Below are 24,093 nucleotides of genomic sequence, written 5' to 3'. Positions count from 1 at the left end.
CCGTCGACGTCCAGGCGACAATCAGCGGCAAGACCACCACCCAGACCCTGACCTACGATCTGGTCAAGGAAAGCGGTGAGTGGAAGGTGTGCGGATTGGCCAACGCCATCCGATGACATGACCTTCGGTGGCCTGGTCGGGCCGGTCGCTCATAGGCGGATCAGCGCCTCGCGGTCGACATCGGTGACATACAGGGGGAGGTAGCGGGCGAGGTGGTCGAGCACGGCGGCGGTATTGCCACCCAGAGCTGCCTGATACTCCTTCATGGTGAGCCCCACGATCTGTAGAAATCGCAGCTCGCCGTGTGGAGTGTCGATTTCACCGAGTTCCGGATCAACGGTGAACGCCATCGCGCGGATGGCGCTGTCCGGGCGGTCGGTGGCCAGTGGTCCACTCGCCTTCATGGTGTGGCCGGGCTCGAACCATTTTCCGGAGTCGAAGACGTAGCGGCCGAGTTTCTGCATGAGCTGAGCGGGCCACATCGGCGGTTGCGCCTCATCCGGGCGGCGGAGCAGGCGGACGGTGAATTCGAACCCCCAGCCCGAGACAGCCGGATCCTCCGATTCCTTCTCGTAGAGTTCGGACATGCCGTAGCCGACATAGTGCCAGTGCGGAACCGGGCCACCGTGGGCGTAGATACTGATCCCGTCGAGTGGATCCGGGCCACCCAGCGCCCAGGGCTGTTTCGTCCCCAGATGGAATGGCGTCATATCTCTGTACAACTGTCGAAGCGCGCCGTCGATCGCGGCCCAGCCCGGTGCATCACTCACGGGGGGAACAATAGTTCGAGCTCGGGCTCCCGTGCTCGCTGGGAGAGCTCAAATATTTGTAAAACCTTTGTCCGCCAACCACTCCCGGGTGCTGGAAGGTGCGTGGACCGGCCGACGCGATCGGGTGGCCACCGAGTGCGGCCGCGTCACGATGACCGGGTAGCCCGCCGGTCGAACGATTGGGCCCGGCGCAGCACACACCGCGGTCGACGAGTTATGGCGGTGTCGCGCCGCCTGGCCCCTTGATCATGCGGTGGCACACCTCCACCAGTGCCGCGCGCAGCGCGTCGTCGGGAATATCGGCCAGGGGTCCGTCGTCGAGGCGGTGCGGGTGGATCGCGATGGTGGTCACGATCATGGTCCGAATGCGGAGCGAACGGACGGCGTGGGCCGCGGCGGCCGCGCGGCGACTGGCGGGGATGGGGTCGGCGGCGAAGTAGTCGAAGGTGCGGTGTTCGTGGCGGGCGACGTATTCCGCCGCGAGTACGCGCGAACCCGCGGTCGAACCGCCCTGTACCTGTCGAGACAGCAGCCGGAAGGCATCGGGATTGCGGGCCGTCCATTCCCAGACGGCGGTCACGATCCGGTCGAGGGTGTTCTCGTCGGCGGGAGTGTCGTGCGGCCAGGCCGCCTCGGCCGCCGCGGAACTGGCATCCATGGCCGAGCGCAGCGCCACATCGAACAGCTCCTCCTTACTGGCGAAGTGGTAATAGACCGCGGCGGGCGCCATTCCGGCCGCCGCGGCGATCTCCTGTACCGACGTTTCGGCGAAACCCTTGTGGGCGAATACAGCTACGGCCGCGTCGATAATGTGGTGGCGGCGCGACGGACGGTGCGCGGCCGGGCGAGCGGATTGCCCGAGTCCCGAACCACCGGCCGAATCGCCTGCGATATCACGGGGATTCGCCATCGCCTACCCTCCTGTGGCCGGTGTGCTCCGGCGGCTCGTCTACCAGCACAGGATGGCACAGTCGATCCCGGCGGCTGTCATCATCGACCCATGCCCGCCGAACCCGCCGCCCGTGCCGCCCACCGTCCGTCTCGGCAGGATGCCGTGCTGGACGCCGCCGTTCATCCAGGTGATCGGCGTCGATATCGCCACGGAAGCGCGGATGAGCCCCGCTGTCCTCTACCAGGGTGGCGGTACCAATGCTCCGTCTTCTGGCCACCAGTGTGGTCCGCGCGCGGACTCACCCACCCCTGAGCCGAACATTTTGAAGACACCTGTTGGTCAGATGATCAGTATCGACACGCGAAATCGACGGAAGGAGTGAGTAATTCATTAGTGTGTCACCACCGGGCGACGATAGGATTCGAACATGATTTCGACACCCGCGCCGACCGCCGGCTCAGCGGCGGACGATGCCGGGTGTTCTCGCGGTAGCGCCGTTGTGGGTCAGGGGCAGACGCGCAGGGGTGACCGCGTGCGGGCCAATACCGCCCTGAGGTTCCGCGTCTACCCCGACCGGGGTCAGGAAGAGCGGCTCACCGCGTGGTCGCACACCTGTCGTGCAGTGTGGAACACCGCACTCGCACAACGTATTTGGGCATACAAGTCCGCCCGGCGGGTCACTCTGCGCGCGGTGGCGCAGTGCAAGGAGTTGACCGAAGCTCGCCGCGCACACGAATGGCTGAAAGACTTGCCCGCCCAATGCGCCCAGCAAGTCCTGCGCCAGCTCGACACCGCCTACGACAACTTCTGGAACCCGAACCATCCCGCAGGGTTTCCGCAGTTCAAGAAGAAGTCCCACCGCCAAGGCATCCCCGTCCCCGGCCAGGCGATCCAGGTGCGGCAGGTGTCGCGGCGGATAGCGCAGGTGCACCTGCCGAAGATCGGATGGGTGCGGTTTCGGCTCTCTCGCCCGATCGACGGAACCATTCGTAACGCGACGATCGGCCGGGACGGGCTCGGCTGGCACATCGCGTTCGGGGTGCACCGCTTCGAATCTGTAGTGCCGTCGGTGCCTCCAGGTCCGCCGGTTGGGGTTGATATGGGGATCGCGTGCTCGGTGTTCGTCTCCGACGAAGCCGCCGCGCGGCAACGTCCCGACCTTCTCACCCCAGGTGAGCAGGCGCGGCTGCGGGGTTTGGAGCGACGAAGGGCTCGGCAACTCGCGTACGCGAAAAGGCACAATGGAGGTAGACACTCGAATCGGTTGCGACGGACGATTGGTCAGATCGCGGCACTGAATGCTCGGCAGGCGCGTCGTCGCGCGGACTGGAATCATAAGCTCACCACTGATCTGGCCAACAACCACGGCCTGATCGCGGTGGAGGACTTGAAGGTTCGCGACATGATGCGTTCGGCGGCGGGCACCGTCGAACAGCCCGGACGGAATGTGCGGCAGAAGTCCGGGCTCAATCGCGGTATTGCCGATCAGGGCTGGGGCGAGGTCCGCCGCCAGCTCGAGTACAAGACCCGCCGTCGCGGCGGGGAACTGATTGCGGTCCCGGCGGCGGGTACGTCGCAGACGTGCCGCAACTGTGGTGTACGGGATCCACGCTCGCGGCAGGGGTGTGGCCGGTTGTTCGCCTGTACCGGGTGTGGGCATACCGAGCACGCGGACCACAATGCTGCACACACTATTTTGGATAGAGCTTTGAGCACCGCCGGACGTGGCGGGGTCTGCCGTGGTGGTAGCGGTGGGCCGCAGAGCACGCGCAGTCCGCGAGGGCGAGGCACCCGTAGGGGGAGTCGGTCGCGTGAACCTTCCTCGACGATCGCCACAGCACTGTGATTTCGAGGAATCTCCCGCCTTCAGGCAGGAGTGGACGTCAACATTACCGGTCCAAGGAGGGGGGTGTTGCGCGCTAGCGGCGCTGCGCTGATAAGCCGCCGCGCTGCTGCATTGGATGGACCAGTGACGTTTGCGTCGCTGCTGCCTTTCGTGCGATCCCCGGGTTGGAGTCCCTCGGTCGACATGTGCGGTGCGCGGGGGACGTGTCACTGTCATGTCCGTCGAATTGGTGCCACGGCATGGTATGACCTTCGTCGGCGAGTGCCCGGTTTCGAGGAGGGACACACCACGATCGACGAACCGAGACCCGTGCTCAACCTCAAGGGGTACGGCACCGTGACGGTCTGCGCCCTCACCCTCTGTCACTGCCGCGGCAGGTTCGATCTCCAGGACCTCGGCGTGGACGATCTGGGCGTCACCGATCGTGGCAGTTGGACATCCCGGAATTTCGCACCATCCTGCGCCGCTGTGTGGGCTGGGCGGTAACCGGCACAACGGATATGAGCGACGGCGGATTGTCGCGCTGGTCGGTTTCGCCGCCGCTCGAAGCGACCGCGGAGGGGTTCCGCCGACTGCCGGTCACGCGAGCACGGGTTCACTCGGTGCGCGAGACCACCTCGGGTAGGTGCGGTCCGCGGCGGCGTTGTATCCCCTCATAGTCCGTGCGGCTCGGACATGGTGAACACCCTCAGACTCCGTTGTTTCGGTTGTTTGCGGTGGGAATGCTCGACTACAACGGGCTGACCAGTCGTGCCCGTCTCCGGGAAACGGCCGTGAGAGAAGTTGAACACTGTGGTTACCGATGTCATCGATGTGGTCGCGGAGGTGGCAGTCTCCCGACGTGCGCTGTGGACGCTACTGCTGGACCCGCAGACCTATCCGAGGGTCTATCCGGGAGTGGGAGGTTGTGAGCCGCTCGAATCCGTCGACGGGAGTTCGGTGGTGCGATTCCGGGTCGGGAATCCCACGGTCGGTATCGGGACGGTCGATATCCGGTTGATGGTCGGCCGCTGGTTCGAGCGGTTGGAATTGCAGTGCGCGGGCCGGGAGAGCTTCGCGTCGATTCGCCTGAGCGGGGAGGGGGAGCGGACCCGGGTCGCTTTGACCTGCTTCAGAGCGGGCCGTCTGCATCCGGCGATAGCGGGACTGCCGAAATCCGTGGTGGTGCGGTGGATTACGGATGGCCTGGCTCGAGCGGTCGATATCGCGCGCGGGGCGCGGACCTCGGTGCTTGTCAACGCGGAGAACTCGCCCGTGCGCCACCAGGTGGGGGTGGCCCGGCAGATCCTCGGCTCCGGAGTGGTGACCAGCCGCCCCGACCTGCTCGTCGGACAGCTACGCGAACTGGCGCGCTGGGGATTCAATATGGCGGGCGGATTCGGGGCGGGAGCGGCGCATTCACCGGAACTCGCCGCTATCGTCGACGCGCGGGGGAGCCGGACCTACGCCGAGATCGACGCCCGGAGCACCGCACTGGCCGCGGCCATGGCCGATCTCGGGTTGGGTTCCGTTGACGCGATCGGCCTGCTGTCGCGCAACCACGCCGGGATGGTCGAAACCATGGTCGCCGCAGGCAAACTCGGTCTCGATGTGGTGCTGATGAATGCCGGATTGTCCGGTCGCCGTCTCGAGGAGATCGTGCAGCGCGACCGGCTCGCGGCACTGTTCGTGGATGGTCGGCTCGAAGAACTCGTCAAGTACCTGCACGACGGCATCCCCCGGATACTCACCGATGACGGCGACGGTGCCTCCCACCATCGGACCATCGGCGACCTGATCGCACTGGGGCACAGGGAGTTCCGCAAGCCCGCCCAGCCGGGCCGCCTGGTGGTGCTGACATCCGGGACCAGCGGTACACCGAAGGGCGCGCGCCGCCCGCATCCCAGGGGATTCGGCACCATAGCCGCACTGCTGTCCCGAATTCCCCTGCGAATGAACGAGGTCATGCTCATCCCGGCACCGCTGTTCCACACCTGGGGGTTGGCGGGGCTGCAGATCGGGACGGCGCTGCGCGCGACCACGGTGCTCGTGGAGCAGTTCGACGCCGAGGACACCCTGCGCCTGATTGTCGAGCACCAGGTCAGCGCACTTTTGGTAGTGCCCACCATGGTGCAGCGCATACTCGATCTGCCCATCTCGGTCCGGGCCAGATACAACGTTTCGAGCCTGCGGGTGGTGGCGAGTTGCGGTGCGCCACTGGCGGCCGCGACGGTTCTGCGGTTCCTGGACAGCTTCGGCGACATCCTCTACAACGTGTACGGCTCCACCGAGGTGTCGTGGGCGACCATCGCCACTCCGGAGGATCTGCGCATCTCGCCGATGACCGCGGGTTGTCCACCGCTCGGGACGAAAGTCGCTGTACTGGGCAGCGATCGGCGCCCGGTGCCGGTCGGCGCCCCGGGGCGCATCTTCGTCGGCAACCACATGCTCTTCGACGGCTACGTCAATTCCGCGCCACCCGATGAGGCCGACGGCATGCTCGATACCGGCGACCTCGGGTATGTGGATGCCGCGGGTCGGCTCTTCATCGCGGGCCGGGACGACGAGATGATCATCTCCGGCGGCGAGAACGTGTTCCCGCGCCCGGTGGAGGAGGCGCTGGCGCAACTGCCACAGGTCAGCGATGTGGCGGTGGTCGGGGTTCCGGATCGGGAGTTCGGTCAGCGTTTGGCCGCATTCGTAGTGAAACGCGATGGGGTGGGGCTGGATTCGGACATGGTGCGCGATTACATCCGCGACCGCCTGGGTCGGGTGTCGGTCCCCAGGGATGTGGCATTCCTCAGTGATCTGCCGCGCGGCGAGACCGGGAAGATCCTGAAACGCCTACTCGGACAGGGCGCTTGAAGCCCTATTCCAACCGTTGTGTCTTCTCCCCACGGGATCGGCGAAGCAGTCGTGAAGTGTTTCAGAGACTTCGCGGAATTCCGCCCCGAATTGTTTGTCCGACATAGCGTGATCGCAGTTTCGAGCCCGGAGCTTCTCGGGCACGCGGACGTGAACGAGTCGGGTTATCGAAAGGCATGGAATGAAACGACGTACGCGCGGGGGGACGATCAGGGCGGCAGTCATAACCGGGGTATCGCTATTGTCGATCAGTCTTATCGGTGTCGGTGCGCGGGGGGCGCCCGAATCACCGCCGACCGAACAGCAATTAGCGGACTACATTGCCGCGGGCCGCACAGTCGCTGATTCCGGTAGCGCCGGCTCGGGGTCATCCTGCAACTCCGGCAGCGGTACCGGCTCGGGTAACGGCTCGGGCGATTGTCTCGGCGGCTCCGGTTCCAGCTCCGGCCTATCGGGTGGCTACGCCTCCGACACCGTGGGGCACGGACCGTCCATGACCTCGTGGCTGGCCGCGTTCGGCTACGGGCTGGCCAACGGTGATGCCGCTCCACCGGGATCGAACGACTGGAACTGCGAGCCGACGCCCGAACATCCGCGCCCGGTAGTGCTGCTGCACGGCACCTGGATGAACGCCTACAACGGGTTCGCGTACATGGGGCAGCCCATCAAGGACGCCGGCTACTGCACCTTCACCATGAATTATGGCCGTTCCAACGTGATCGAGGGCGGTGGTCTCGGTTCGGTGCTGCCGGGTGTGATGGGGACCGGTTACATCCAGGATTCGGCGAAGCAGACAGCGCAATTCGTGGATCGGGTGCTGGCCGCGACCGGTGCGTCCGAGGTCGATATCATCGCCCATTCACAGGGCGGGTCGATGGCCAACTGGTACACCAAGTACGAGGGTGGCGCGGCGAAGGTGAACAAGCTGATCACCTATGGGGCGACTCATCACGGGACGACCCTGGTCGGCATCGGCGCACTCGGCCGGGCCATCAATAACTTCGGTATCGATATTCTAGGCTTCATCGAAATCTTCGTGGGGCACGCCGGAATTCAGCAAACGGTCGGCTCCGACTTCATCAATAAGTTGAACGAGAACGGCGATACGGTGCCCGGCGTCGACTACACGGTCGTCGGCACTCGCTATGACGAGATCACCACCCCGCACGAGCTCACCTTCCTCACACCGGGACCGGGTTCGACCGTGCGCAATGTCGTGCTGCAGGACGGTTGCGAACAGGACCTCTCCGATCACCTGACGATCATGTACTCCCCGCGCGCCCTGTCCATCGCATTGCGCGCCCTCGATCCGGCCGCGAATCACCAGCTGGAGTGCACCTTCAACCCATGGTTGATCGGCGGCGGCGGAAAGCTATAGCTCATTTCGAATCGATTGGGTGGGCGGGGTACATCCCGTCCACCCGATCGGTTTTCGTCATCGGGAATCAACCCAGGTTGGCTCGCGGGAATCGCAGATCCGCGGTCGCGTAGCCGAAGAGCTTGCGGCCCTGCGAATACGCGTCGATGGCTACCGTCGCAGTTCGACGGCGGCCATCTATGGCGACCACCCGGCCGCTGAATTCGATTTCGGCCGTGTGGTCCGGCGGTACCGGCAGATAGTGGATATGGTTCGCGAACTCCGCTCGGAACGTGGTGAGCGCGGTCGGATCGGCCGCACACGACGAGGCGTACCCGGCGGCCAACGCCAGAATCAGCGTGCTGGGCGCCACCACGGCGGGCGTGCCGGGCGCCGAGGGGCCGGTGTCCGGCCCGATCGGATCGGTGTCGCCCATTACGCGTGCATAGATTCCCAGGTCACGCGGTGCGAGACGGGTAGTGGCCGTGGGCAGTTGGGTACCGGTGGTCAGTCGTTCGAAGTCGAACGCGGGTGGTGTCAGCCGTAGGTGGGGGACCGGTGCGACACCATCGTCGGTCGCCAGCAGGCAGCCTCGGCGTGGGGCGCGCACCCGGCTCACGTCGCCCTGCGGTTCGTCGGTGCGCACCAGTAGGGCGCTGGAGCCGGACTGCACCGGCAAACCGGCCTGGTCGACAAGTAGCCCGGTAACCGTCAAGACATCGTAGGTGCGATAGCTGCGGAACGATTCGAAAAAGATATCGCAGGTGAGGACATCCCCGGCGAGTAGCGGCCGACCGATCTCCAGCACCTGATCGATATGCAGAATCCGCTCCGGCCGGTAGCCGGTGACCAGGTTCCGCAGCAGTTCCCGCCGCGCCTGCTGCCAGATCAGCGATGCGAAGGTCGGCGGCGCCACGACGGCGTCGAATCCGAATACCGCCGCCGCGGATTCGGGCCAGTGGACCGGGTGATAGGCCCGGACCGCGCGAGCGTACTCACGAATCCGGGTGCGGTCTACGGTGAATGGCTTCGCACAGCGGTAATGGTGCCCGGTGAGGTCATGGGCCCGATCGGCCGCGCTGCCAACGGTTCTGGTCATGGATGTCCTCCAGATCGCCCCGGCGTCGTGTCCGGACAGCTTCATGATTGGTGCGATAAGAACCGATTACGCGGAATTCGCCGCGATATGTGGAAATTCACCGAGACCTGCTCGCGATTATTGTGAAAGACCTATTCCCGCTACCGAATACGGCGGTATCCGGTGGGTTGACAGTGCCACCAACATTCATCCCCGCGGGTATTGTGCGGTCGTGCAACATGTTCGCCGTACCGTTCGGATCGCCGTACTGTTCGTCGCCATTGCTCTGGTGGGTGTGAGCGGACCGGTGATCGCCGATCCGGTGATCGCCGCCGACGTACCGAGGCCGGTACACGCGATGCGATCGGCCCAGCCGGCGGCCAATGGCGCTCGACTCCTGGCCGCGGCACAGGGGCCGGGCCGGATCGTCGATCTGACAGTGCACTCCGAGGCGATGGGGCGGTCATTCCCGGTAGCGGTGCTTCCCGCACCGGATAGTTCCCGTCCCGCCCCGACCCTGTATCTGCTCAACGGGGTGGACGGCGGTACCGAGACCGGTATCTGGAGCGACAGGCACAACTGGCTCACCCGAACCGATGCCGAGCGCTTCCTCGCCGACAAACAGGTGAATGTGGTGGTTCCATTCGGCGGTGCGGCCAGCTTCTTCGCGGATTGGCGCGCCGATGATCCGGTGCTGGGCAGGCAGTCGTGGGCCACCTTCCTCACCCGGGAACTGCCCCCGATCATCGATTCCGCATTCGGCGGCACCGGTATCAATGCCATTGCCGGACCGTCCATGGCCGGCTCGGCGGTCTTCCGGCTCGCGCTCGCGGCGCCGGGCCTCTACCGGGCCATCGGCTCCTACAGCGGTTGTGTGCGCACCAGTGATCCGACGGGGCAGGCCATGGTGAATACCGTCGTGGCGACCCGACAGGGCGATCCGCTCAATATGTGGGGTCCGTCGACCGACCCCGCCTGGGCCGCCAACGATCCCTACCTGCACGCGGCGGATCTGCGCGGCACCGCCATCTACGTCGCCTCCGGCACCGGCCTGCCGGGGGCGCTGGATACCCTCGACGGGCCGGGGATCGACGGTAATGCCAAGACGCTGATCGACCAGCTCGTCATCGGCGGCATGCTCGACGCCATCACGGCCTCCTGCACGCGCCAGCTCCAGGATCGGTTCCGGGAGTTGAACATTCCCGCGGTATTCGAGGTACGGCCCACCGGCACCCATTCCTGGGGCTACTGGCAGCGAGACCTGCGCGACTCCTGGCCCACCCTGGCCGCCGGGCTCGGCTTGTGAGCGCGCCGCACCGGCGACGACCCCGCCGAATATCGACTTCTTGACGGGGACATAGCGATTCAACGGTGCGAGCCGCGGTGAGCGGCGTGCCCGCGACCGCTGCCGCTACCGTGGGTGATCGGTGCGTAGGAAGATCGGGGATTATCGTGAACTCCGCAGTTGTGTCGGTGACACTGCCGCTGGCCTTGGCCGTGATCATGTTCGGATTGGGGCTATCGCTGACAGTGGACGATTTCGCCCGGGTGGCGCGCAATCCGAAGGTGGTGGCGATCGCGCTGGCATGTCAGATCGTGGTGTTACCGCTGGTGGCCTTCGGTTTGGTCCTGCTGTTCGAGCTGCCGCCGATCCTGGCGGTGGGAATGATGCTGCTGGCGGCCTCGCCCGGCGGGGCGACGGCGAATCTGTTCAGCCACCTGTTCCGTGGCGATGTCGCGCTGAATGTGTCCCTGACAGCGGTCAATTCAATGCTTTCGGTGGTGACCCTGCCGCTGATGGTGAATTTCGCCCTCGGCTATTTCGAGCCGGTCGACGACACGGGCGCGGTCGGGTTGCAGTTCGGAAAGGTGCTGCAGGTCTTCCTGCTGGTGCTGGTGCCGGTGATCGTCGGGATGGTGCTGCGGCGGATAGCGACGTCATTCGCCGAACGGATGGATCGGCCGGTGCGGATCGCCTCGGCGGCCATCCTGGTATTCGTCGTGGTGGTGGGCGTCGCCGCCGAACGATCCAATGTGTCCGACTACGTTATCGACGTGGGTGCGATCACCGCCCTGTTCTGCCTGGTCAGCCTGACCGCCGGCTACTGGATTCCGCGCCGCCTCGGCATCGCCCCGCGCCAGGCCATCGCCTGCTCGATGGAGGTCGGAATCCACAACAGCGCCATCGCCATCACCATTGCCATCAGTGTTCTCGGCAGCACCGAGATGGCGGTACCGGCCGCGGTCTACGCCGTCACGATGTCCCCGATGGCGGCGCTGGTCGGCTGGCTGATCTCCCGTCGGTCGATTCCCGCCGATAGCGCCCCCGACCTGGCGCCGGTCGAATCGTGACGCGCTGATTGCCGCAGGTGTGCCAGACCTCCGTTTCCTGTGGCGAATGGCGGGCACGCGCAGGCGGCGGTGCTGACCGCCGGACTCGGGCTGCCCGGTGCGTTGGAGGGCTGCGCTCGCACCTCATCGGCGGGCCTGCGGGGCGCAGTTATAGAGCAGTTGGGAACGGATATCCGACCATAGCTCCGACAGGCCCAGCTCCGCCGCAGTCGGCGGTAACGCGCTGATCGCCTCACCGGCCAGTCGCACGCGATCCGCCGTGCCGCCCATCGACTAGAGTCCCGCACCGGGTGCCATACCCGGTGCCGGACCGATCCGATCCATCCATACGTTGAGGAATTCACCGTGACCGTCATTGCGTCGCACCCCTTCGATGCCGCCGTCCAGCTCAGCGCGGCACCGGATGGAACGTGCACCGGCCGGACGAGTGAGCGGTACGGCAATATGGTGGGTCCGTTCGGTGGCGTCACCGCGGCCACGCTGCTCCAGTCGTACTCCAACATCCGCTGCGGCTCGGGGATCCGCTCTCGCTCACTGTCAATTACGCGGCTCCGATCGCCGATGGCGCGTTCTCGATTTCCGCCCGCCCTGTTCGCACCGCCCGCACCACTCAGCACTGGGTGCTGACCATGAGTCAGGGCGATGTCGTAGTCACCACGGCCACAGCGGTATTCGGCACCCGCCGGGAAACCTGGGCCGCCACCGAGATCGAGCCACCCGTGTTCCGCCCGCGACGGATATCGATCCGCAGGCCGTCCCCGATTTCATCCGCTGGATGCACAACTACGAAATGCGTTTTGTCACAGGCGGACTCGGTGACCTGGAGACGCCGGCGACGGATTCGACCAGCACCCTCTGGGTGCGCGACCTACCGCACCGTCCGCTCGATCACCTCTCACTCACCGCGCTCAGCGATGTATTCGTCCCGAGGGTGATGATGCGCCTGGGCCGCCTCGTCCCAGCGGGGACGGTCTCGCTGAGCGTCTACTTTCACGCCGACCGGGCCGCCCTCGATGCCCGGAATGACGCCCCGGTGCTGGCCACGGCCCGGTCCCAGCATTTCGGCTCCGGCTACTTCGATCAGACCGCGCAGCTGTGGGCCGAGGACGGCGCGCTGCTCGCCACCGGTCATCAACTGGTGTACTTCAAGGACTAACCGGTGTTCGCTGACGGTTCGGATCGAATGCTCAGTTGGGCGCTGTGGTTACCCGCCCGGCGTCCGGAGAAGACGCAGTCTGCCAGTGACAGGCCGCTGACGTAGGAGTTGGAACAGATGCCGACGGCCGCGCGACCGGCCGCGTAGAGGCCCGGAATATCGTGGCCGACCCCGGTGCGGACCGCGCCGGTCTGCTCGTCCACGAGCAGGCCGCCGAGGGTGAGCATCGGGGTCGGGTAGGTCAGTCGAGCCTTGAAGGAGATATCGAGTAGCGCGAACGGACCCGTGCGAATGGGGCGACGGATATCGGCCGGTTTGCCCATCGGGTCGGGTCGGTCCTCCTCGATCGCGCGATTGTGCGCGTCGACGGTCTCGCGGAGCCCGGCCGGGTCGATTCCGGCTCGGGCGGCGACCTCTTCGATCGAGTCGCCGGTAATCCGACCCACCCGCAGCAGGCGTTCGGTCTGCATTCGCTGGAACCACACCGACTGCGGACGGATCTGGGTCCGGGATTCGGCGGCCAGATTCGCGTCGAGCAGGAGCCAGGCGCGGTTGCCCGGACTGGTGGCGATGGCCGCGCCCAGCGCCGCGCCGTAGCGGGATTCGTCGATCATGCGCTGCCCGTTGGCATCTACGGCGATCGAGCCGAAGAAGGCACTGGGTGGTGCGATGAACCGCCAGGTGGAGATGGCATCCATCTTGCCGGTGGCCCCGCCGACCGCCTCACCCATGGCGATACCACTGCCGTCGCACCCGGCGGTACCGAGCGGAAGGCCTTCGGCCCACGGATAGTTCGGTGCGTGCTGCCGGACCATCTCGCCATTGGCGATGAATCCGCCGGTGGTCAAGATAACACCCGAGCGCGCCCGCAGGCGGACCGCGACGCCGTGCCGTCGTTCGATGCGGTCCAGGGCGAACTGCACCGCACGGCGCAACCCGGGGTGGTACACACCGGGTTTCGCCGAAATCCGCGCCAGCGCGGCGAATCGTCGCCGCACCGCCGCGGGCGCCTGTGCGAGGGTCGTGGCTTCGACACCGACCACCCGGCCCGCTTCGACAATGAGCCGCGTTGCCCTGGTGCCGGTTTGGACGCGCACGCCGTGCGCGGCGGCGGAAGCGGCCAGCGGCTCGAATATCTTCTTGCCCGAGACGCCCGGCCCGTGCGCGCGATGTCCGCGCTGACGCGGTGTGGTCAGATCGCGGAAGCGGCCGGAGTTCTCGCTGCCGGAGTAGTACAGGTAGTGGTCGTCGGTCGGATACGACGTCTTGTACGGGCACAGCGACGCCTCGAAGGGAACCCCGTGCGAGGTGAGCCAATCGATCATGGTGGCCGATTCCTCGCAGAACCGCCGCAGGGTCTGTTCGCTCACGGCGTCGCCGACCTCCGCGCGCAGGTACGCCTGCATGCCATCGACATCGTCTTCGACCCCGGCGGCCCGCTGCACCCAGGTACCGCCACCGGCGTACACGATCCCACCGGACAGTGCCGTCGCGCCGCCTCCGCCGAAGCGGTCGATCGCGAGCACCTCCGCTCCGGCTTCCCGCGCGGCCAATGCCGCCGTCACCCCCGCGCCGCCGTACCCGACAACCACGACATCGGCCGAAGAATCCCAGGTCCGCACCGTTGCGACCACCTTTCCCGAACGGAAACCCCACCTGCCCAGCACAAGCGCACTGAACTATAACTCGTTCTAGTTTCGCATGCCGTGCGTGCGGCGCGACCCCGGTTCGACCACTGGCGCGCGGATCGGCGGGAGAGGATGCTCGATGCTATCCAACCGGCCGCTCGCCCGAGGAGGGGCGATCGTGGTCGACGAGGCCGAGAAGGCTGGGGAGCGGGTATGAGTATCGAATCGCCACAACGGCGGGCCCGGTTCCGTCACGCGGCGGGTACGGGCACCCTGCTGCGCTTCGCGCTGCGCCGGGAGCGATTCACCCTGCCCGGTTGGGTACTCGGAGCAGTCACGCTGCTGGTCTTGCAATCGGTCAGCAGTCAACGCTTCTACGACACTCCCGCCAAACTGGCGCAGCTGCGCAACACCATGGCCGGAAATGCGGCGGCCGTCGCCATGGGCGGTCCGACCCGGCTGCTGGACACCATCGGCGGCGAGATCCTGTTCGAGATCTTCGGATACCTGGCGATCGTGGTCGCGCTCATGAATATGTTCCTTGTCGGCCGTCTCACCCGCACCGACGAGGAGAGCGGGCGGATGGAGCTGATCCGTTCCGCACCGGTGGGTCGGCGAGCGCCGGTCATCGCCGCGCTCCTGCTGGCCGGACTGGCGAATCTCACTGTCGCGCTGGCGATTATCGCCGCAGCGATCGCTACGGGGCTGCCGGTGCACGGTTCGCTGCTGCTCGGGGTGGCGGTGGCCGGGGTCGGTGCCACCTTCGCCGCACTCACCGCCGTCGCGGCGCAGGTGTTCGAGAACCCGCGCAGTGTCTACGGGTCCGTGGCCCTGCTGCTCGCCGTCGCGTATGTGCTGCGTGCGATCGGCGATATCGGCGACGGCACCCTCTCCTGGGCGTCTCCGCTGGGTTGGGGGCAGCGCACCTATCCGTATGTAGCGGAACGGTGGTGGCCGCTACTGCTGTTCGCGGTCGCCAGCGTGGGGTTGACCGCCGTCGCGTTCGCCCTGCTGGGCCGCCGCGATCTCGGAGCGGGACTGCTGGCCTACGCGACCGGTCGGCCCACCGCGTCCTGGACGCTCCGATCCTCGTTGAGCCTGGCGTGGCGGTTGCAGCGGGGCACGCTATTGGGTTGGTGCGTCGGTGTTTTCGGCCTGGGCGCGGCCTACGGCTCGTTCGCGAACAGTATCGAGGAGTACCTCGCCGACAATCCGGAGTTCGCCACCTACCTGCCGGGCGGCGCGGCCGACGCGGTGAATTCCTATCTGGCGCTGACCCTGTCGATGTTGGCGCTGCTGGCGTCGGCCTACGCCATCGGTTCCGTGCTGCGCGCTCGCGCGGAGGAGGTTGCGGGCCGCCTGGAACCGATTCTCGCGGTACCGGTCAGCCGACACGCGTGGTTCGGTGGACATCTGAGCGTCGCCCTGATCGGCAGCGCGATCGTATTGGCGGCGGGCGGTTTCGGCGAGGGTCTCACGCACGGTCTGGCGATCTCGGACGCGGGTGAGCTGTCTCGGCTGACACTCGCCGCTCTCGTCTATCTGCCGGCGGTGTGGATTGTCGCCGCCCTCGCGGCGGTCGCGGTCGGCTGGCTGCCCCGGGCGGCGATCACCCTGGCCTGGTCGGTCTTCGCCTACTGCGTGCTGGCGGTGCTGTTCACGACATCCTTCGATCTCCCGGACTGGTTCGATGACGCTGCCCCGTTCGCACATACCCCGCAGGCACCCCTCGAGGCCGCGACAGCACTGCCGCTGCTGGTACTCGTCGGCGTCGGTGCTGCGGGAATCGCACTGGCGCTCACCGGGCTTCGGCGTCGCGATATCGGAATCTGACCGAATCCGTCACCCGTCGTGCTGACGGCATCGGCCGGTGAAAACCAGCGACAGTACCGGTCGCAGCATCTCGCCCACTGAAGGCAGTGGTCCACAGGCCCACGCTCGAACCGGAACTCGTACTGGCGAACCGCGCCATCCGCGCCGGGTCGTCCGTGCGACCGGGAGCCAATCCGATTCGGCCGCAGCTGTTTTCGTAGGAGGGGCACCAGTTGCGCGAATGTGCGGTGTTACGGTGGTTCCGGAGATCTGTCATTGTCGTATGAAGAGGAGATATCGGTATGGGTGTCAGTCTGTCCAAGGGCGGCAACGTTTCACTGACGAAGGCAGCCCCGAACCTGACCGCGGTCGCGGTCGGCCTAGGTTGGGATCTGCGCACCACCACCGGAACCGATTTCGACCTGGACGCCAGCGCCATCGCGCTGACCCCGGACAAGAAGGTCGTCTCGGACGGGCATTTCGTCTTCTTCAACAACCTGAAGTCCCCCGAGGGCTCCATCGAGCACGCCGGTGACAACCGCACCGGTGAGGGCGAAGGCGACGACGAGGTCATCAATATCGACCTCGCCAACACCCCGCCGACCATCGACTCCATTGTCTTCCCGGTCTCGATCTACGAGGCCGAGCCCGCAGCCAGAGCTTCGGCCAGGTCCGCAACGCCTACATCCGCGTCGTCGACCGCGCCAACGGCGCCGAGCTGGCTCGCTACGACCTCACCGAGGACGCCTCCACCGAGACCGCCATGGTCTTCGGTGAGCTGTACCGCAACGGTGCCGAGTGGAAGTTCCGCGCCACCGGCCAGGGCTACGCCTCCGGCCTGACCGGCATCGCCCGCGATTTCGGCGTCACCATCTGATCCTGCCTCCAGGCACCCACGGTCTTCGACGTCTCTCAGGTGACGTCGGAGACCGTTTGCGTTATCCGCCGACCGCACTGCCTCGGGTAATCGCGCGGTCATGGCACTCTGGAATCGATGGTGTGCGACGGCCGCACCAACAGTTCTGTCGCCCAAGTGAAGTCGAGGTCGCCATGAGCACGCCGAATACTTCCGCGACATCCGTGCCCGTGCATTGGATGCCGGTGAAGGATCCACATGGTCGAGGCCCCTTCATCTACCGGGGCAGCGATGCGTATGGCGTCTGGTTGCTGTGGCTCGATAGCCGTCCGGGTCATCGGGCCGTGTGGCGGCTGGCGGATTACAACAATCCCGGCGACATGATCGATATGGGCGTTCGCGGGATCAGTGCGGCTCTCAACGCCGCCACCGCTCATATCGTCGGTACCGCGGTCTCCAGGCTCGAACCCGTCGCGGTGAGCTTCACAGCGCTCAGCCACGCGCTGTACGGGTTCCGCCAGGCTCTCGACGGCGTCTGTACGCTCGCTGCCCTCGACGGTCTATCCGCGATCAAACACTCGCTGCGCACCCAGGAGACCATTCTGGAGACCGTGCACCAGCAGGTGCGGCAATTGGGGGCGCAACTGCATACCGAACTCGCACTGCCCACTCGCGCCGCGCCGGTACCGCCCGACCATCGGATCGGTGTAATCGGTGTCAGTGACACCGGCCAGCCGGTCACCTTCGAAACCTACGTGGACGTTCCCGTCTACGCCGATGCCCACACCGTTCTCGACCGCCGCGCCTACCTGCAAACCCGGCTGGCCCGCTGCACTCCCGCCCACGGCCACCAACTCGCGTACGCTCTTCGCGACTTGCACCTGTCGCTGCTGGAACGCTCCGACCTCGACCTCGGCGGTCACCAATTCCTGCGTGGTGCCACCGCCGCGCTGCCCGGGATGAGTGAGACCTTATTGCGCGCCGCATCCTTCGCCGCGGATATGGCCCGCTCCTATGGCCAGGAGCGCTACGGAATTGCGTTGCACCCCAGCATGATCGAGAAAGACCGCGCGGATCCGGACGCGTTCCGCCGCCACTACGCCGCAGCGCTGGCTCATACCGACCGGGTCACCGCGGTGAATGGTGATCTCTCCGAAAACGTCCGTCGGATGGTCCGTGCTACCCGCAGTGCTGCCGAATGGTCCCGCACCGCCGTACGCAGGCGGTGGGCTCGATCTCGACCATTGACGCACTCTCTACTGTGACTTCCGAGCGCCCCGGCCGTTCGGGGGCGTCCGCTCGGGCTGCTCGACGCGGCGGAAAACAGGTCATTCATTCAGAAATAGACTCCCGGGAAGCAGTAACCGGTGACCAATTGACGGTCTCCGTAGCGCACGGCGGCCGGATCCCACTGCGCGCCCAAACCTTGGACGAAAGTGCGCGCCACGTCGAGGTCGGCTCGGTCGGCGACCAGGATGAGTGTGCCGTCCTCGGTGATCGAGCCGCCGCCGAGGCGTTCCCGTGCCACCGGATCGGCCATCAGGGCGTCGTGTAGACGGGTCAGGTCGATGCCCGGGACGCGGACGAGGAATCCGTCGGCGCGCTCGTGGTCGGCGGGCAGGAATTCGATGCCCAGTACGGCTTCCTGGTTGTAGCGCACCTTCAGGTCGTCGGCGATCCAGCACAGATTGTCGCGGCCGGTACAGGCCAGTTCGAAGCGCCGTGCGGGTTCGTAGGTGATCTGCTGTGACTGTTGCGACCAGTAGACGCTGTCGATGGGTTCGGAGTGCACCGTGAGCCCGAGCTCCATGGCCGCGGTGAGGTTGACCTCCAGTTCGAACTGCGTGAGCGGGTCGTCGAGGCGAGGGTCGGCGGGGTCGGTGATGGTGGCGGTATTCCAGGTGCCGAATAGTTCGGCGGTGGGCAGCAATGGATTCTCGGGCGCGCACGACCACGGGCCGTAGGCGTCGGCGGTGCCCGAGCCCGCGGTGAGCAGGGCACCGGTGAGCGTGATGACGGCGGCGAAGGCGGCGGCGATTCTTGCAATGATCATTTCGGCCATTACTCCTCTCGAGAGGGGTCGAAATTCGACACATGGTTGACGAGATGAGAATCAATCGAATTGTATTGCGCTAACCGTGCCGCTATTCACCGAATGCGGCATACATTGTCCGCACCGGTACGGCGAGGTAATCAGAACATCCCGTGCGGAACCTCCGCGGGCACGGGGACATGCTGCACGACGTCCCAATGTTCGACGATCTTGCCGTCGGCAAAGCGCCAAATATCGACGACCGCGAGTTCGGGTTCGCCGTCGGAGGGAACGAGTCGGTAGTGCATGACCACGTAATCGTCCTCCGCGATTACCCGGGCCAGTTCGAGGCGAGCCGTCGCCACCTGGGCTCGGGTAATGAAGTCGAGGAACGCGTCCTTGCCGGAGGGGTTTCCAGGACTGTGTTCGACGAAATCGTCGTGTAGCGCGGTACGCAGCACCTCGGTATTGCCCGCCGCGAATTCGGCGAAGGTGTGCAGGGCCAGGTCCTTGTTCCGGGTTGCCGGATCAGTGCTTGTCATGGTGACGAGCGTGGAGTTCGGACTGCGGTGTTGTCGATTACCCGGCATGTAATGGCGCCCGTCGCGCCGTGGTCGCGATACTGGGCCGATGGATGGCGAACTTCCGGTCGGGGCGCTGCTGCGGGAATGGCGGCATCGGCGCAAGCTCAGCCAGCTGGATCTGGCCCTCGAGGCGGAGGTGTCGACACGCCATATCAGTTTCGTCGAGACCGGGCGGACCATTCCAAGCCGTTCCATGGTGTTGCACCTGGCGGAACATCTGAATGTGCCGCTGCGTGACCGCAATCGGCTGTTGACCGCGGCGGGGCACGCCCCGGAGTTCCGTCGCCGCGAGTGGGATGATCCGGCGCTGGAGCGGGCGCGCGAGGCGGTGGCCAGGGTATTGCGCCTGCATCAGCCGTATCCCGCCCTGCTCGAACCGCCCGTCAATATGATGCGGCTGGGACTGCATCCGAAGGGTTTCGCGCCGCGGCTCGGCAATCCGGAGCAGGTCCGCGCTTTCCTGCTGCCGCGCCTATAGCGCCAGGTCATGGCGACCGGTGATCCGGAACTCGCGGCGCTGCACCAGGAACTCTCGTCCTATGGCGACCAGGACGGGCTCGTGCACGACGCCGATACCGCCGAGAGCGATCCAGCGGATGTCGCACTACCGATCCGTTTACGGCACGGCCGGACCGAACTGTCCTTCTTCAACACCATCACCACCTTCGGCGCGGCCTTCGACCTCACCCTCGACGAGATCGCGGTGGAGGCGTACTTCCCGGCCGATGACGCGACCGCCGAATATCTACGTGCGGGTTGTGCGGTCGAGAGCGTCGAATAGCCAACGCTGCGCCGCGCCCGCCGTGGTGGCGCCCAGGATTTCACCGGTACGCAGCCAATAGCGTTGAGTTCGAGGGTCATTGCCGCGAGCGGCGGCGCGCAGCCGTCTGCGGAAGTCGGGGGTGTCCCGGGTATCGCGGGCGGTGGCGTGCGCATCCACGAATCGATCCAAGGCCTGGCCGGGCGAAGGCTCGAGTCCGGCATCGATCTCCGCTCCGGCCATGCCGCACGCATCGGCGACACCGGCGAGCAAACCAGCCCGGTCCCGGATTCCGGCACTGTCTGAACACCAGAGCTGTTGCGAGACAGCGGTAGCGAACCGCTGCTCACCAACGAGCGTGACGAGTTCGGCGTAACCGACAACCTGGTCGGGCGTCGGAGCACGCAGCGGCTCCGGCACATTCATCGCGACGAAGCCCTCGAATATATCCGGCGATGTCGGCGCGAGTATTCGCCGCCAGAACGTCACCACCAGGTCATATGCGGACCCGCCATCCCGCACCGCGGCCAACAGTTCCAGCCTGGCCGCCCGGTCACTCGGTGCCGCGTCCTCGATGGCGCGCAACGACGCTCGCCGCCACGCCAATGCGCCCAATTCGATATCGACTGCCGCCCGTTCGGCGGCAATCGCGTCCGCCATAGCCCGCTCACCGTCCAGCACCGCGCCGATCGCCACCAACCCCAACCCGAGCGCGCGCAGCCGTCGAATCAGCAATAGCCGATCCACGGCCGTGGTTCTGTCGAACAGCCGATGGCCCCCGCTGCTGCGCACCGACGCCAAAACCCCGCTATCGCAATAGAAGCGAACCGTCCGAACCGCAACCCCGGTGAGCTGCGACAGCTCCCCGATACTCACCAACTCGCTACGCACTGTGTCGCCGGTCACAATCTCTTGAACCTCCACCCGGGTGGAGTTCCTACGGTACTTCCACCCACCCGGAAGGAACCCATCCGATGACACCGACATCCGATGAAATCTGGCAGGCGGTCGCCGCGGAGCGCGTAACCCTGCTGGAACTGCTCGAGGGCCTCTCCGAATCGGATTGGGACCGCCCGTCCCTCTGTGACGGCTGGCGAGTCCGTGACGTGGCCGCCCACGTCATCCTGTCGAGTAGTCCCACTATCGCCGCGCTGCTGATCAACCTGATTCGAGCCCGCGGCAACCTCACCCGTCTCAGCCGCGACACCGCCATCCGCCATGCCGACCGCAGCCCCTCCCGACAACTTCTGGTCCAACTGCGCGCCACCATCCCACTGCGCGTAGCCGCCCCCGGCACCACCCCCACCGACCGCCTGATGGACCTCCTCGTCCACATCCAAGACATTGCCATTCCGCTCGGTCTGTCCCGTGACATGCCCACAGCCTCAGCACGTCTGGCTCTCGACCGGGTATGGACCATGAACTGGCCCTTCCACGCCCACCGCAAACTGTCCCCGTATCGCCTCATAGCCACCGACACGCACTGGACAGTCGGCACCGGCCCCACCATCGAAGCGCCCATAGCCGACCTGCTCCTCCTGGCCACCGGCCGCACCGCGAAACTCGCGACCCTCGACGGCGACGGCGCATTCCTCTTGCGGAACGATCTCGGCTAGCGCCCGCCATACCGAAAGGCGTTGGCCTTCAGTCAATTTGTCAGCTGATGGTGAAGGAGAACGATGGTGCTGTGCGCTCCTGGACCAGTGTGCCGGTGATGGCCAGGGGTTCGGGGGCGACGCTGTCGACCTCGGCCCCGGCTTCAGCGGGATCTTGGTTTGGTTGTCGGCGGCGGGGCCATAGAGCGCGGTGAGGGTGTCGAGGAGGTGCCTTGGGTCGCCCCAGCAGATTCGCCGTCTCGTCCCACGAGGCTCCGAAGATCCGAGCGCATGGTTCGCACTGAAATACGCTGCGAGGGCGGTGATGTCAACGCCAGGAAGGGCAACCATATGAATAGCGACAGTTTCGCACCGACCCGACGGGTCGCACTGGTCACCGGCGGCGGGCGTGGCATCGGCCGCGCGATCGGTCTGGCGTTGGCCGGTCAGGGGTCGGCGATTGCCGTGAACTGGACTCGTGATGAGAAAAGCGCGCAGCAGACGGTGGATGACATTCGCGCGCTGGGAGTCGAGTCCTGTGCCGTGCAGGCGTCACTGGAGGATCCGGATGCCATCGAAGCCATGGTCGAGCGGGTGCGCGACGAGCTCGGGCCGATCAGCATTCTCGTGCACAACGCGGGTATCGCCAGTCGTGGTAAAGCGGTCGCGGACACCGGTTACGAAGAAGTCGAGCGCCTCTTGCGGATTCAGGCCGCCGGTCCGCACCAGCTGACCCGCCTGGTGCTACCGCAGATGCGCGACTGCCCGCGGGGCGACATCGTCGTGATCAGCAGCGTGGCGGCCCACCAGCTGGGTGCGCACGGGGCTCCGTACAACATGGCCAAGGCGGCCCTGGAAGCCCTCGCGCACACCCTGGCAAAAGAGGAGGCGGCCAACGGAATTCACGTCAATATCGTCGCTCCGGGCCTTGTCGCCACGGATATGGGGGACCGGCTGGCCGCCGCCCTCACCGGCGGCACCGCCCGCCGGGCCAGCGATCTGGACGCGGGCGCGCCGTTCGGCCACATCTGCCGACCGTCGGAAGTAGCCGAGGTGGTCGCATTCCTGGTCTCCCCGGCCGCGGGTTACCTGACCGGGCAGCGCATTGTGGTCGACGGCGGTGCCCACCCGCATCGGGCGTGAGCCCGTCGCTCAGGAGACAATTATCAACGGCTGGGTTTCGGTTGCGGCACTGATGGTTTCGACCGAGGCCGTCAGTCGGATGCGCGATTCACCGATCGTCGCGGTGAAGGCGCGGCGGCCGTCGATGGCTTCGCGGTCGGTGGTGGATTCCACCATATTCAGTGCCCGCACCCAGTGCAGCAGCTGCGCTTTCGCCTCGATATCGGGCAGGTCGGGGTGGATGGTGCCGCGAAATTCCGGCTCACCGGTGGTCGAGGTGAACCGCGCGGAGCAATCCCACGTCCAGGTCACCAGCGGTAGGGGTATTCCGGCGGTCTCGGAGGCGTAGGAGTTCACCGTCTGCGAGACGGACTCCATGGCGGCCATCGTCAGCGAATCGGTCACAAGCGACAGGTTGCCATCGACGGGAACCGCTGACCCGCAACCTGGCTGGTCGCGCGTGTCGGCGCTACCTCATGGACCGAGATTTCAGCCAGCGTTTCGTTCTAGGAAACGTTCAATTGTGTCAGAATCATTGACTGCCTGCTCATATAGCTGAGATCATCCTCGCATTCGAACTATCGTTTCGCATAAGGAAACTCTCGATATGAGACATACAGGATGTCGCGCGCTCTTCGGCGCGCTCATGATCGCGCCCATTGTCGCTCTGATCGGTGGCCTCACCGCCGCGCCGGTCGCCGCAGTCCCCGGCGAACAGACGGAGTTCGGCAATCTCTGTATCCGGGCACAGGTGCAGACCGCGAATCTGGACGCCGCCGCGTTCGCGCGCAAGTTCGGCTCCGTCGGCGTTCTCGACCACACCGATGCGGACGCCTTCGCCCAATCCAAGCCGCACGTGCGACCACTGACCACCATGCGCTTCGATACCGTCGAGCCGGGCACCCCCGGGCTCCCGAAACAGGTGCGCTGCAAAGGAAAATCGGCCGATTCCATCGCACTCGAGTACGGTACGGGCGTCGTCGGCGGCGAAGGCGACTGCGCGAAGGTGAACCGCCAGACCCTCACCGAGGTCGCGAACCAACTGTGGCCGTTCGAACGCGACGCTCTCGTCCATCAGCCGGGCGATGTCGTCATCGATGCCGATCAGCGCGCGGTCTCCGGCCCGGACTGGCTGCTCGACTTCCCGGCCGCTACCAAGGACGCGGCCGGTCGCCTGCACCTGCAGTCGAAATCGCTGTACGTCCCGGTCAATACGCCCGGAATCCCCGAAGAGTTCAAGGGCCAGCACTACTGCACCTTGGCGGCACACTCCTACGTGAAGCGGCTGCTGCTCGGTCAGGCACAACTGTGATCCGCGCCTTAAGGCGTTGTTAACGATCTGTTCGGCGCGTGCCGACACCCTGGGCGAGCCTCGGTTCACCGAGGTTCGCGTCCGGGACGCGGACATG

22 protein-coding genes and 2 pseudogenes are annotated in these 24,093 nt (G+C 66.0%); 15 read left to right on the top strand and 9 right to left on the bottom strand.

All coding sequences use genetic code 11. The annotated features are described in order from the left end of the window. Positions 1-149 precede the first annotated feature (149 nt). Together NU1_RS12680 and NU1_RS12675 are read right to left on the bottom strand one after the other, a co-directional pair. Positions 150-770: a suppressor of fused domain protein gene (locus NU1_RS12680; RefSeq protein ID WP_084521233.1), complete on the bottom strand. Its 621-nt coding sequence runs from the start codon at positions 768-770 to the stop codon at positions 150-152. A 214-nt stretch (positions 771-984) separates the two neighbouring features. After that, positions 985-1,680, bottom strand: a complete 696-nt coding sequence (locus NU1_RS12675; protein ID WP_067520619.1) for a TetR/AcrR family transcriptional regulator — start codon at positions 1,678-1,680, stop codon at positions 985-987. A 52-nt stretch (positions 1,681-1,732) separates the two neighbouring features. Here NU1_RS12675 and NU1_RS41340 point away from each other — a divergent pair, with 52 nt between their 5' ends. The 4 genes from NU1_RS41340 to NU1_RS12655 all read left to right on the top strand — a co-directional run bounded on the left by NU1_RS41340 (position 1,733) and on the right by NU1_RS12655 (position 7,730). Next, positions 1,733-2,044 (top strand): hypothetical protein, encoded by a 312-nt coding sequence (locus tag NU1_RS41340; RefSeq protein ID WP_157552150.1) that lies wholly within the window; start codon positions 1,733-1,735, stop codon positions 2,042-2,044. A 45-nt stretch (positions 2,045-2,089) separates the two neighbouring features. Beyond that, complete coding sequence (locus NU1_RS12670; protein WP_157552148.1) at positions 2,090-3,508, top strand: RNA-guided endonuclease InsQ/TnpB family protein; 1,419 nt, start codon at positions 2,090-2,092, stop codon at positions 3,506-3,508. 792 nt (positions 3,509-4,300) lie between these two features. Continuing rightward, positions 4,301-6,352, top strand: coding sequence for an AMP-binding protein (locus NU1_RS12660; protein ID WP_067520613.1), 2,052 nt, complete (start codon positions 4,301-4,303; stop codon positions 6,350-6,352). Positions 6,353-6,533: 181 nt separating this feature from the next. After that, a complete protein-coding gene (locus tag NU1_RS12655) occupies positions 6,534-7,730 on the top strand; it encodes an esterase/lipase family protein (protein ID WP_067520610.1) in 1,197 nt (398 codons plus the stop codon). Positions 7,731-7,797: 67 nt separating this feature from the next. Here the strand turns inward: NU1_RS12655 and NU1_RS12650 are convergent, their stop codons facing one another. Further along, positions 7,798-8,808, bottom strand: a complete 1,011-nt coding sequence (locus tag NU1_RS12650) for an FAS1-like dehydratase domain-containing protein (protein ID WP_169815049.1) — start codon at positions 8,806-8,808, stop codon at positions 7,798-7,800. A gap of 211 nt (positions 8,809-9,019) precedes the next feature. Here NU1_RS12650 and NU1_RS12645 point away from each other — a divergent pair, with 211 nt between their 5' ends. Both NU1_RS12645 and NU1_RS12640 read left to right on the top strand, forming a co-directional pair. Beyond that, entirely contained in the window at positions 9,020-10,093 is a 1,074-nt protein-coding gene (locus NU1_RS12645; protein WP_371859787.1) for an alpha/beta hydrolase, read from the top strand. A gap of 146 nt (positions 10,094-10,239) precedes the next feature. After that, positions 10,240-11,139, top strand: coding sequence for a bile acid:sodium symporter family protein (locus NU1_RS12640; RefSeq protein ID WP_067520605.1), 900 nt, complete (start codon positions 10,240-10,242; stop codon positions 11,137-11,139). A 123-nt stretch (positions 11,140-11,262) separates the two neighbouring features. On the opposite strand, the gene NU1_RS41335 is transcribed toward NU1_RS12640, so the two are convergent. Next, on the bottom strand, positions 11,263-11,409 hold the full coding sequence (locus NU1_RS41335) for a hypothetical protein (RefSeq protein WP_157552146.1): 147 nt from the start codon (positions 11,407-11,409) through the stop codon (positions 11,263-11,265). A gap of 75 nt (positions 11,410-11,484) precedes the next feature. Between NU1_RS41335 and NU1_RS12635 the strand changes: the two are divergent. After that, positions 11,485-12,295 (top strand): annotated as a pseudogene (locus NU1_RS12635) (acyl-CoA thioesterase). Here NU1_RS12635 and NU1_RS12630 read toward each other — a convergent pair. Beyond that, the gene (locus tag NU1_RS12630) at positions 12,292-13,917 is read right to left on the bottom strand and encodes an FAD-binding protein (protein ID WP_067520692.1); all 1,626 of its coding nucleotides are present in this window, start codon (positions 13,915-13,917) and stop codon (positions 12,292-12,294) included. The pseudogene NU1_RS12635 and the gene NU1_RS12630 sit on opposite strands and share 4 nt — an antisense overlap. A gap of 219 nt (positions 13,918-14,136) precedes the next feature. Between NU1_RS12630 and NU1_RS12625 the strand changes: the two genes are divergently transcribed. From NU1_RS12625 to NU1_RS12615, 3 genes and pseudogenes are all read left to right on the top strand, one after another. Beyond that, the gene (locus NU1_RS12625) at positions 14,137-15,756 is read left to right on the top strand and encodes an ABC transporter permease (protein ID WP_067520602.1); all 1,620 of its coding nucleotides are present in this window, start codon (positions 14,137-14,139) and stop codon (positions 15,754-15,756) included. A gap of 281 nt (positions 15,757-16,037) precedes the next feature. Beyond that, positions 16,038-16,612: pseudogene (locus tag NU1_RS12620) on the top strand (TerD family protein). Between the two features lie 173 nt (positions 16,613-16,785). Next, the gene (locus tag NU1_RS12615; RefSeq protein WP_157552144.1) at positions 16,786-17,856 is read left to right on the top strand and encodes a hypothetical protein; all 1,071 of its coding nucleotides are present in this window, start codon (positions 16,786-16,788) and stop codon (positions 17,854-17,856) included. Positions 17,857-17,927: 71 nt separating this feature from the next. Here NU1_RS12615 and NU1_RS12610 read toward each other — a convergent pair whose 3' ends face one another. Further along, a complete protein-coding gene (locus tag NU1_RS12610; protein ID WP_170264165.1) occupies positions 17,928-18,644 on the bottom strand; it encodes a hypothetical protein in 717 nt (238 codons plus the stop codon). A gap of 140 nt (positions 18,645-18,784) precedes the next feature. After that, complete coding sequence (locus tag NU1_RS42210) at positions 18,785-19,165, bottom strand: nuclear transport factor 2 family protein (protein WP_084521231.1); 381 nt, start codon at positions 19,163-19,165, stop codon at positions 18,785-18,787. 88 nt (positions 19,166-19,253) lie between these two features. Between NU1_RS42210 and NU1_RS44025 the strand changes: the two genes are divergently transcribed. Then, positions 19,254-19,685, top strand: coding sequence for a helix-turn-helix transcriptional regulator (locus tag NU1_RS44025; RefSeq protein WP_307643710.1), 432 nt, complete (start codon positions 19,254-19,256; stop codon positions 19,683-19,685). A 9-nt stretch (positions 19,686-19,694) separates the two neighbouring features. Then, positions 19,695-19,988 (top strand): MmyB family transcriptional regulator, encoded by a 294-nt coding sequence (locus NU1_RS44020; protein WP_307643708.1) that lies wholly within the window; start codon positions 19,695-19,697, stop codon positions 19,986-19,988. On the opposite strand, the gene NU1_RS12595 is transcribed toward NU1_RS44020, so the two are convergent. Further along, positions 19,953-20,873, bottom strand: a complete 921-nt coding sequence (locus NU1_RS12595; RefSeq protein ID WP_067520684.1) for a MerR family transcriptional regulator — start codon at positions 20,871-20,873, stop codon at positions 19,953-19,955. The genes NU1_RS44020 and NU1_RS12595 overlap by 36 nt on opposite strands. A 68-nt stretch (positions 20,874-20,941) precedes the next feature. Between NU1_RS12595 and NU1_RS12590 the strand changes: the two genes are divergently transcribed. Together NU1_RS12590 and NU1_RS12585 are read left to right on the top strand one after the other, a co-directional pair. Beyond that, complete coding sequence (locus tag NU1_RS12590; RefSeq protein WP_067520596.1) at positions 20,942-21,583, top strand: maleylpyruvate isomerase family mycothiol-dependent enzyme; 642 nt, start codon at positions 20,942-20,944, stop codon at positions 21,581-21,583. Positions 21,584-21,913: 330 nt separating this feature from the next. Beyond that, positions 21,914-22,705, top strand: a complete 792-nt coding sequence (locus tag NU1_RS12585) for an SDR family NAD(P)-dependent oxidoreductase (RefSeq protein ID WP_067520681.1) — start codon at positions 21,914-21,916, stop codon at positions 22,703-22,705. A gap of 9 nt (positions 22,706-22,714) precedes the next feature. Here NU1_RS12585 and NU1_RS12580 read toward each other — a convergent pair whose 3' ends face one another. Beyond that, positions 22,715-23,089 (bottom strand): hypothetical protein, encoded by a 375-nt coding sequence (locus tag NU1_RS12580; protein WP_067520592.1) that lies wholly within the window; start codon positions 23,087-23,089, stop codon positions 22,715-22,717. Between the two features lie 202 nt (positions 23,090-23,291). On the opposite strand from NU1_RS12580, the gene NU1_RS12575 reads away from it, so the two are divergent. After that, positions 23,292-23,996 (top strand): hypothetical protein, encoded by a 705-nt coding sequence (locus tag NU1_RS12575; RefSeq protein WP_157552140.1) that lies wholly within the window; start codon positions 23,292-23,294, stop codon positions 23,994-23,996. Positions 23,997-24,093: the final 97 nt, after the last annotated feature.

Origin of the sequence: Nocardia uniformis NBRC 13702, from assembly GCF_001613345.1 — a bacterium.
GTDB classification, from domain to species: Bacteria; Actinomycetota; Actinomycetes; order Mycobacteriales; family Mycobacteriaceae; genus Nocardia; species Nocardia uniformis.
Note: the sequence above shows the minus strand (reverse complement) of the source record. Positions and strands in the feature narration are given on the sequence as shown.

What these genes read in the sequence shown, in the direction of transcription:
- NU1_RS12615 (WP_157552144.1), top strand. Translation starts at nt 16,786, where the DNA reads ATGAGCACGCCGAATACTTCCGCGACATCCGTGCCCGTGCATTGGATG.
- NU1_RS12585 (WP_067520681.1), top strand. Translation starts at nt 21,914, where the DNA reads ATGAATAGCGACAGTTTCGCACCGACCCGACGGGTCGCACTGGTCACC.
- NU1_RS41340 (WP_157552150.1), top strand. Translation starts at nt 1,733, where the DNA reads ATGGCACAGTCGATCCCGGCGGCTGTCATCATCGACCCATGCCCGCCG.
- NU1_RS12575 (WP_157552140.1), top strand. Translation starts at nt 23,292, where the DNA reads ATGAGACATACAGGATGTCGCGCGCTCTTCGGCGCGCTCATGATCGCG.
- NU1_RS44025 (WP_307643710.1), top strand. Translation starts at nt 19,254, where the DNA reads ATGGATGGCGAACTTCCGGTCGGGGCGCTGCTGCGGGAATGGCGGCAT.
- NU1_RS12650 (WP_169815049.1), bottom strand. Translation starts at nt 8,808, where the DNA reads ATGACCAGAACCGTTGGCAGCGCGGCCGATCGGGCCCATGACCTCACC.
- NU1_RS41335 (WP_157552146.1), bottom strand. Translation starts at nt 11,409, where the DNA reads ATGGGCGGCACGGCGGATCGCGTGCGACTGGCCGGTGAGGCGATCAGC.
- NU1_RS12670 (WP_157552148.1), top strand. Translation starts at nt 2,090, where the DNA reads ATGATTTCGACACCCGCGCCGACCGCCGGCTCAGCGGCGGACGATGCC.
- NU1_RS44020 (WP_307643708.1), top strand. Translation starts at nt 19,695, where the DNA reads ATGGCGACCGGTGATCCGGAACTCGCGGCGCTGCACCAGGAACTCTCG.
- NU1_RS12655 (WP_067520610.1), top strand. Translation starts at nt 6,534, where the DNA reads ATGAAACGACGTACGCGCGGGGGGACGATCAGGGCGGCAGTCATAACC.
- NU1_RS12610 (WP_170264165.1), bottom strand. Translation starts at nt 18,644, where the DNA reads ATGATCATTGCAAGAATCGCCGCCGCCTTCGCCGCCGTCATCACGCTC.
- NU1_RS12675 (WP_067520619.1), bottom strand. Translation starts at nt 1,680, where the DNA reads ATGGCGAATCCCCGTGATATCGCAGGCGATTCGGCCGGTGGTTCGGGA.
- NU1_RS12625 (WP_067520602.1), top strand. Translation starts at nt 14,137, where the DNA reads ATGAGTATCGAATCGCCACAACGGCGGGCCCGGTTCCGTCACGCGGCG.
- NU1_RS12590 (WP_067520596.1), top strand. Translation starts at nt 20,942, where the DNA reads ATGACACCGACATCCGATGAAATCTGGCAGGCGGTCGCCGCGGAGCGC.
- NU1_RS42210 (WP_084521231.1), bottom strand. Translation starts at nt 19,165, where the DNA reads ATGACAAGCACTGATCCGGCAACCCGGAACAAGGACCTGGCCCTGCAC.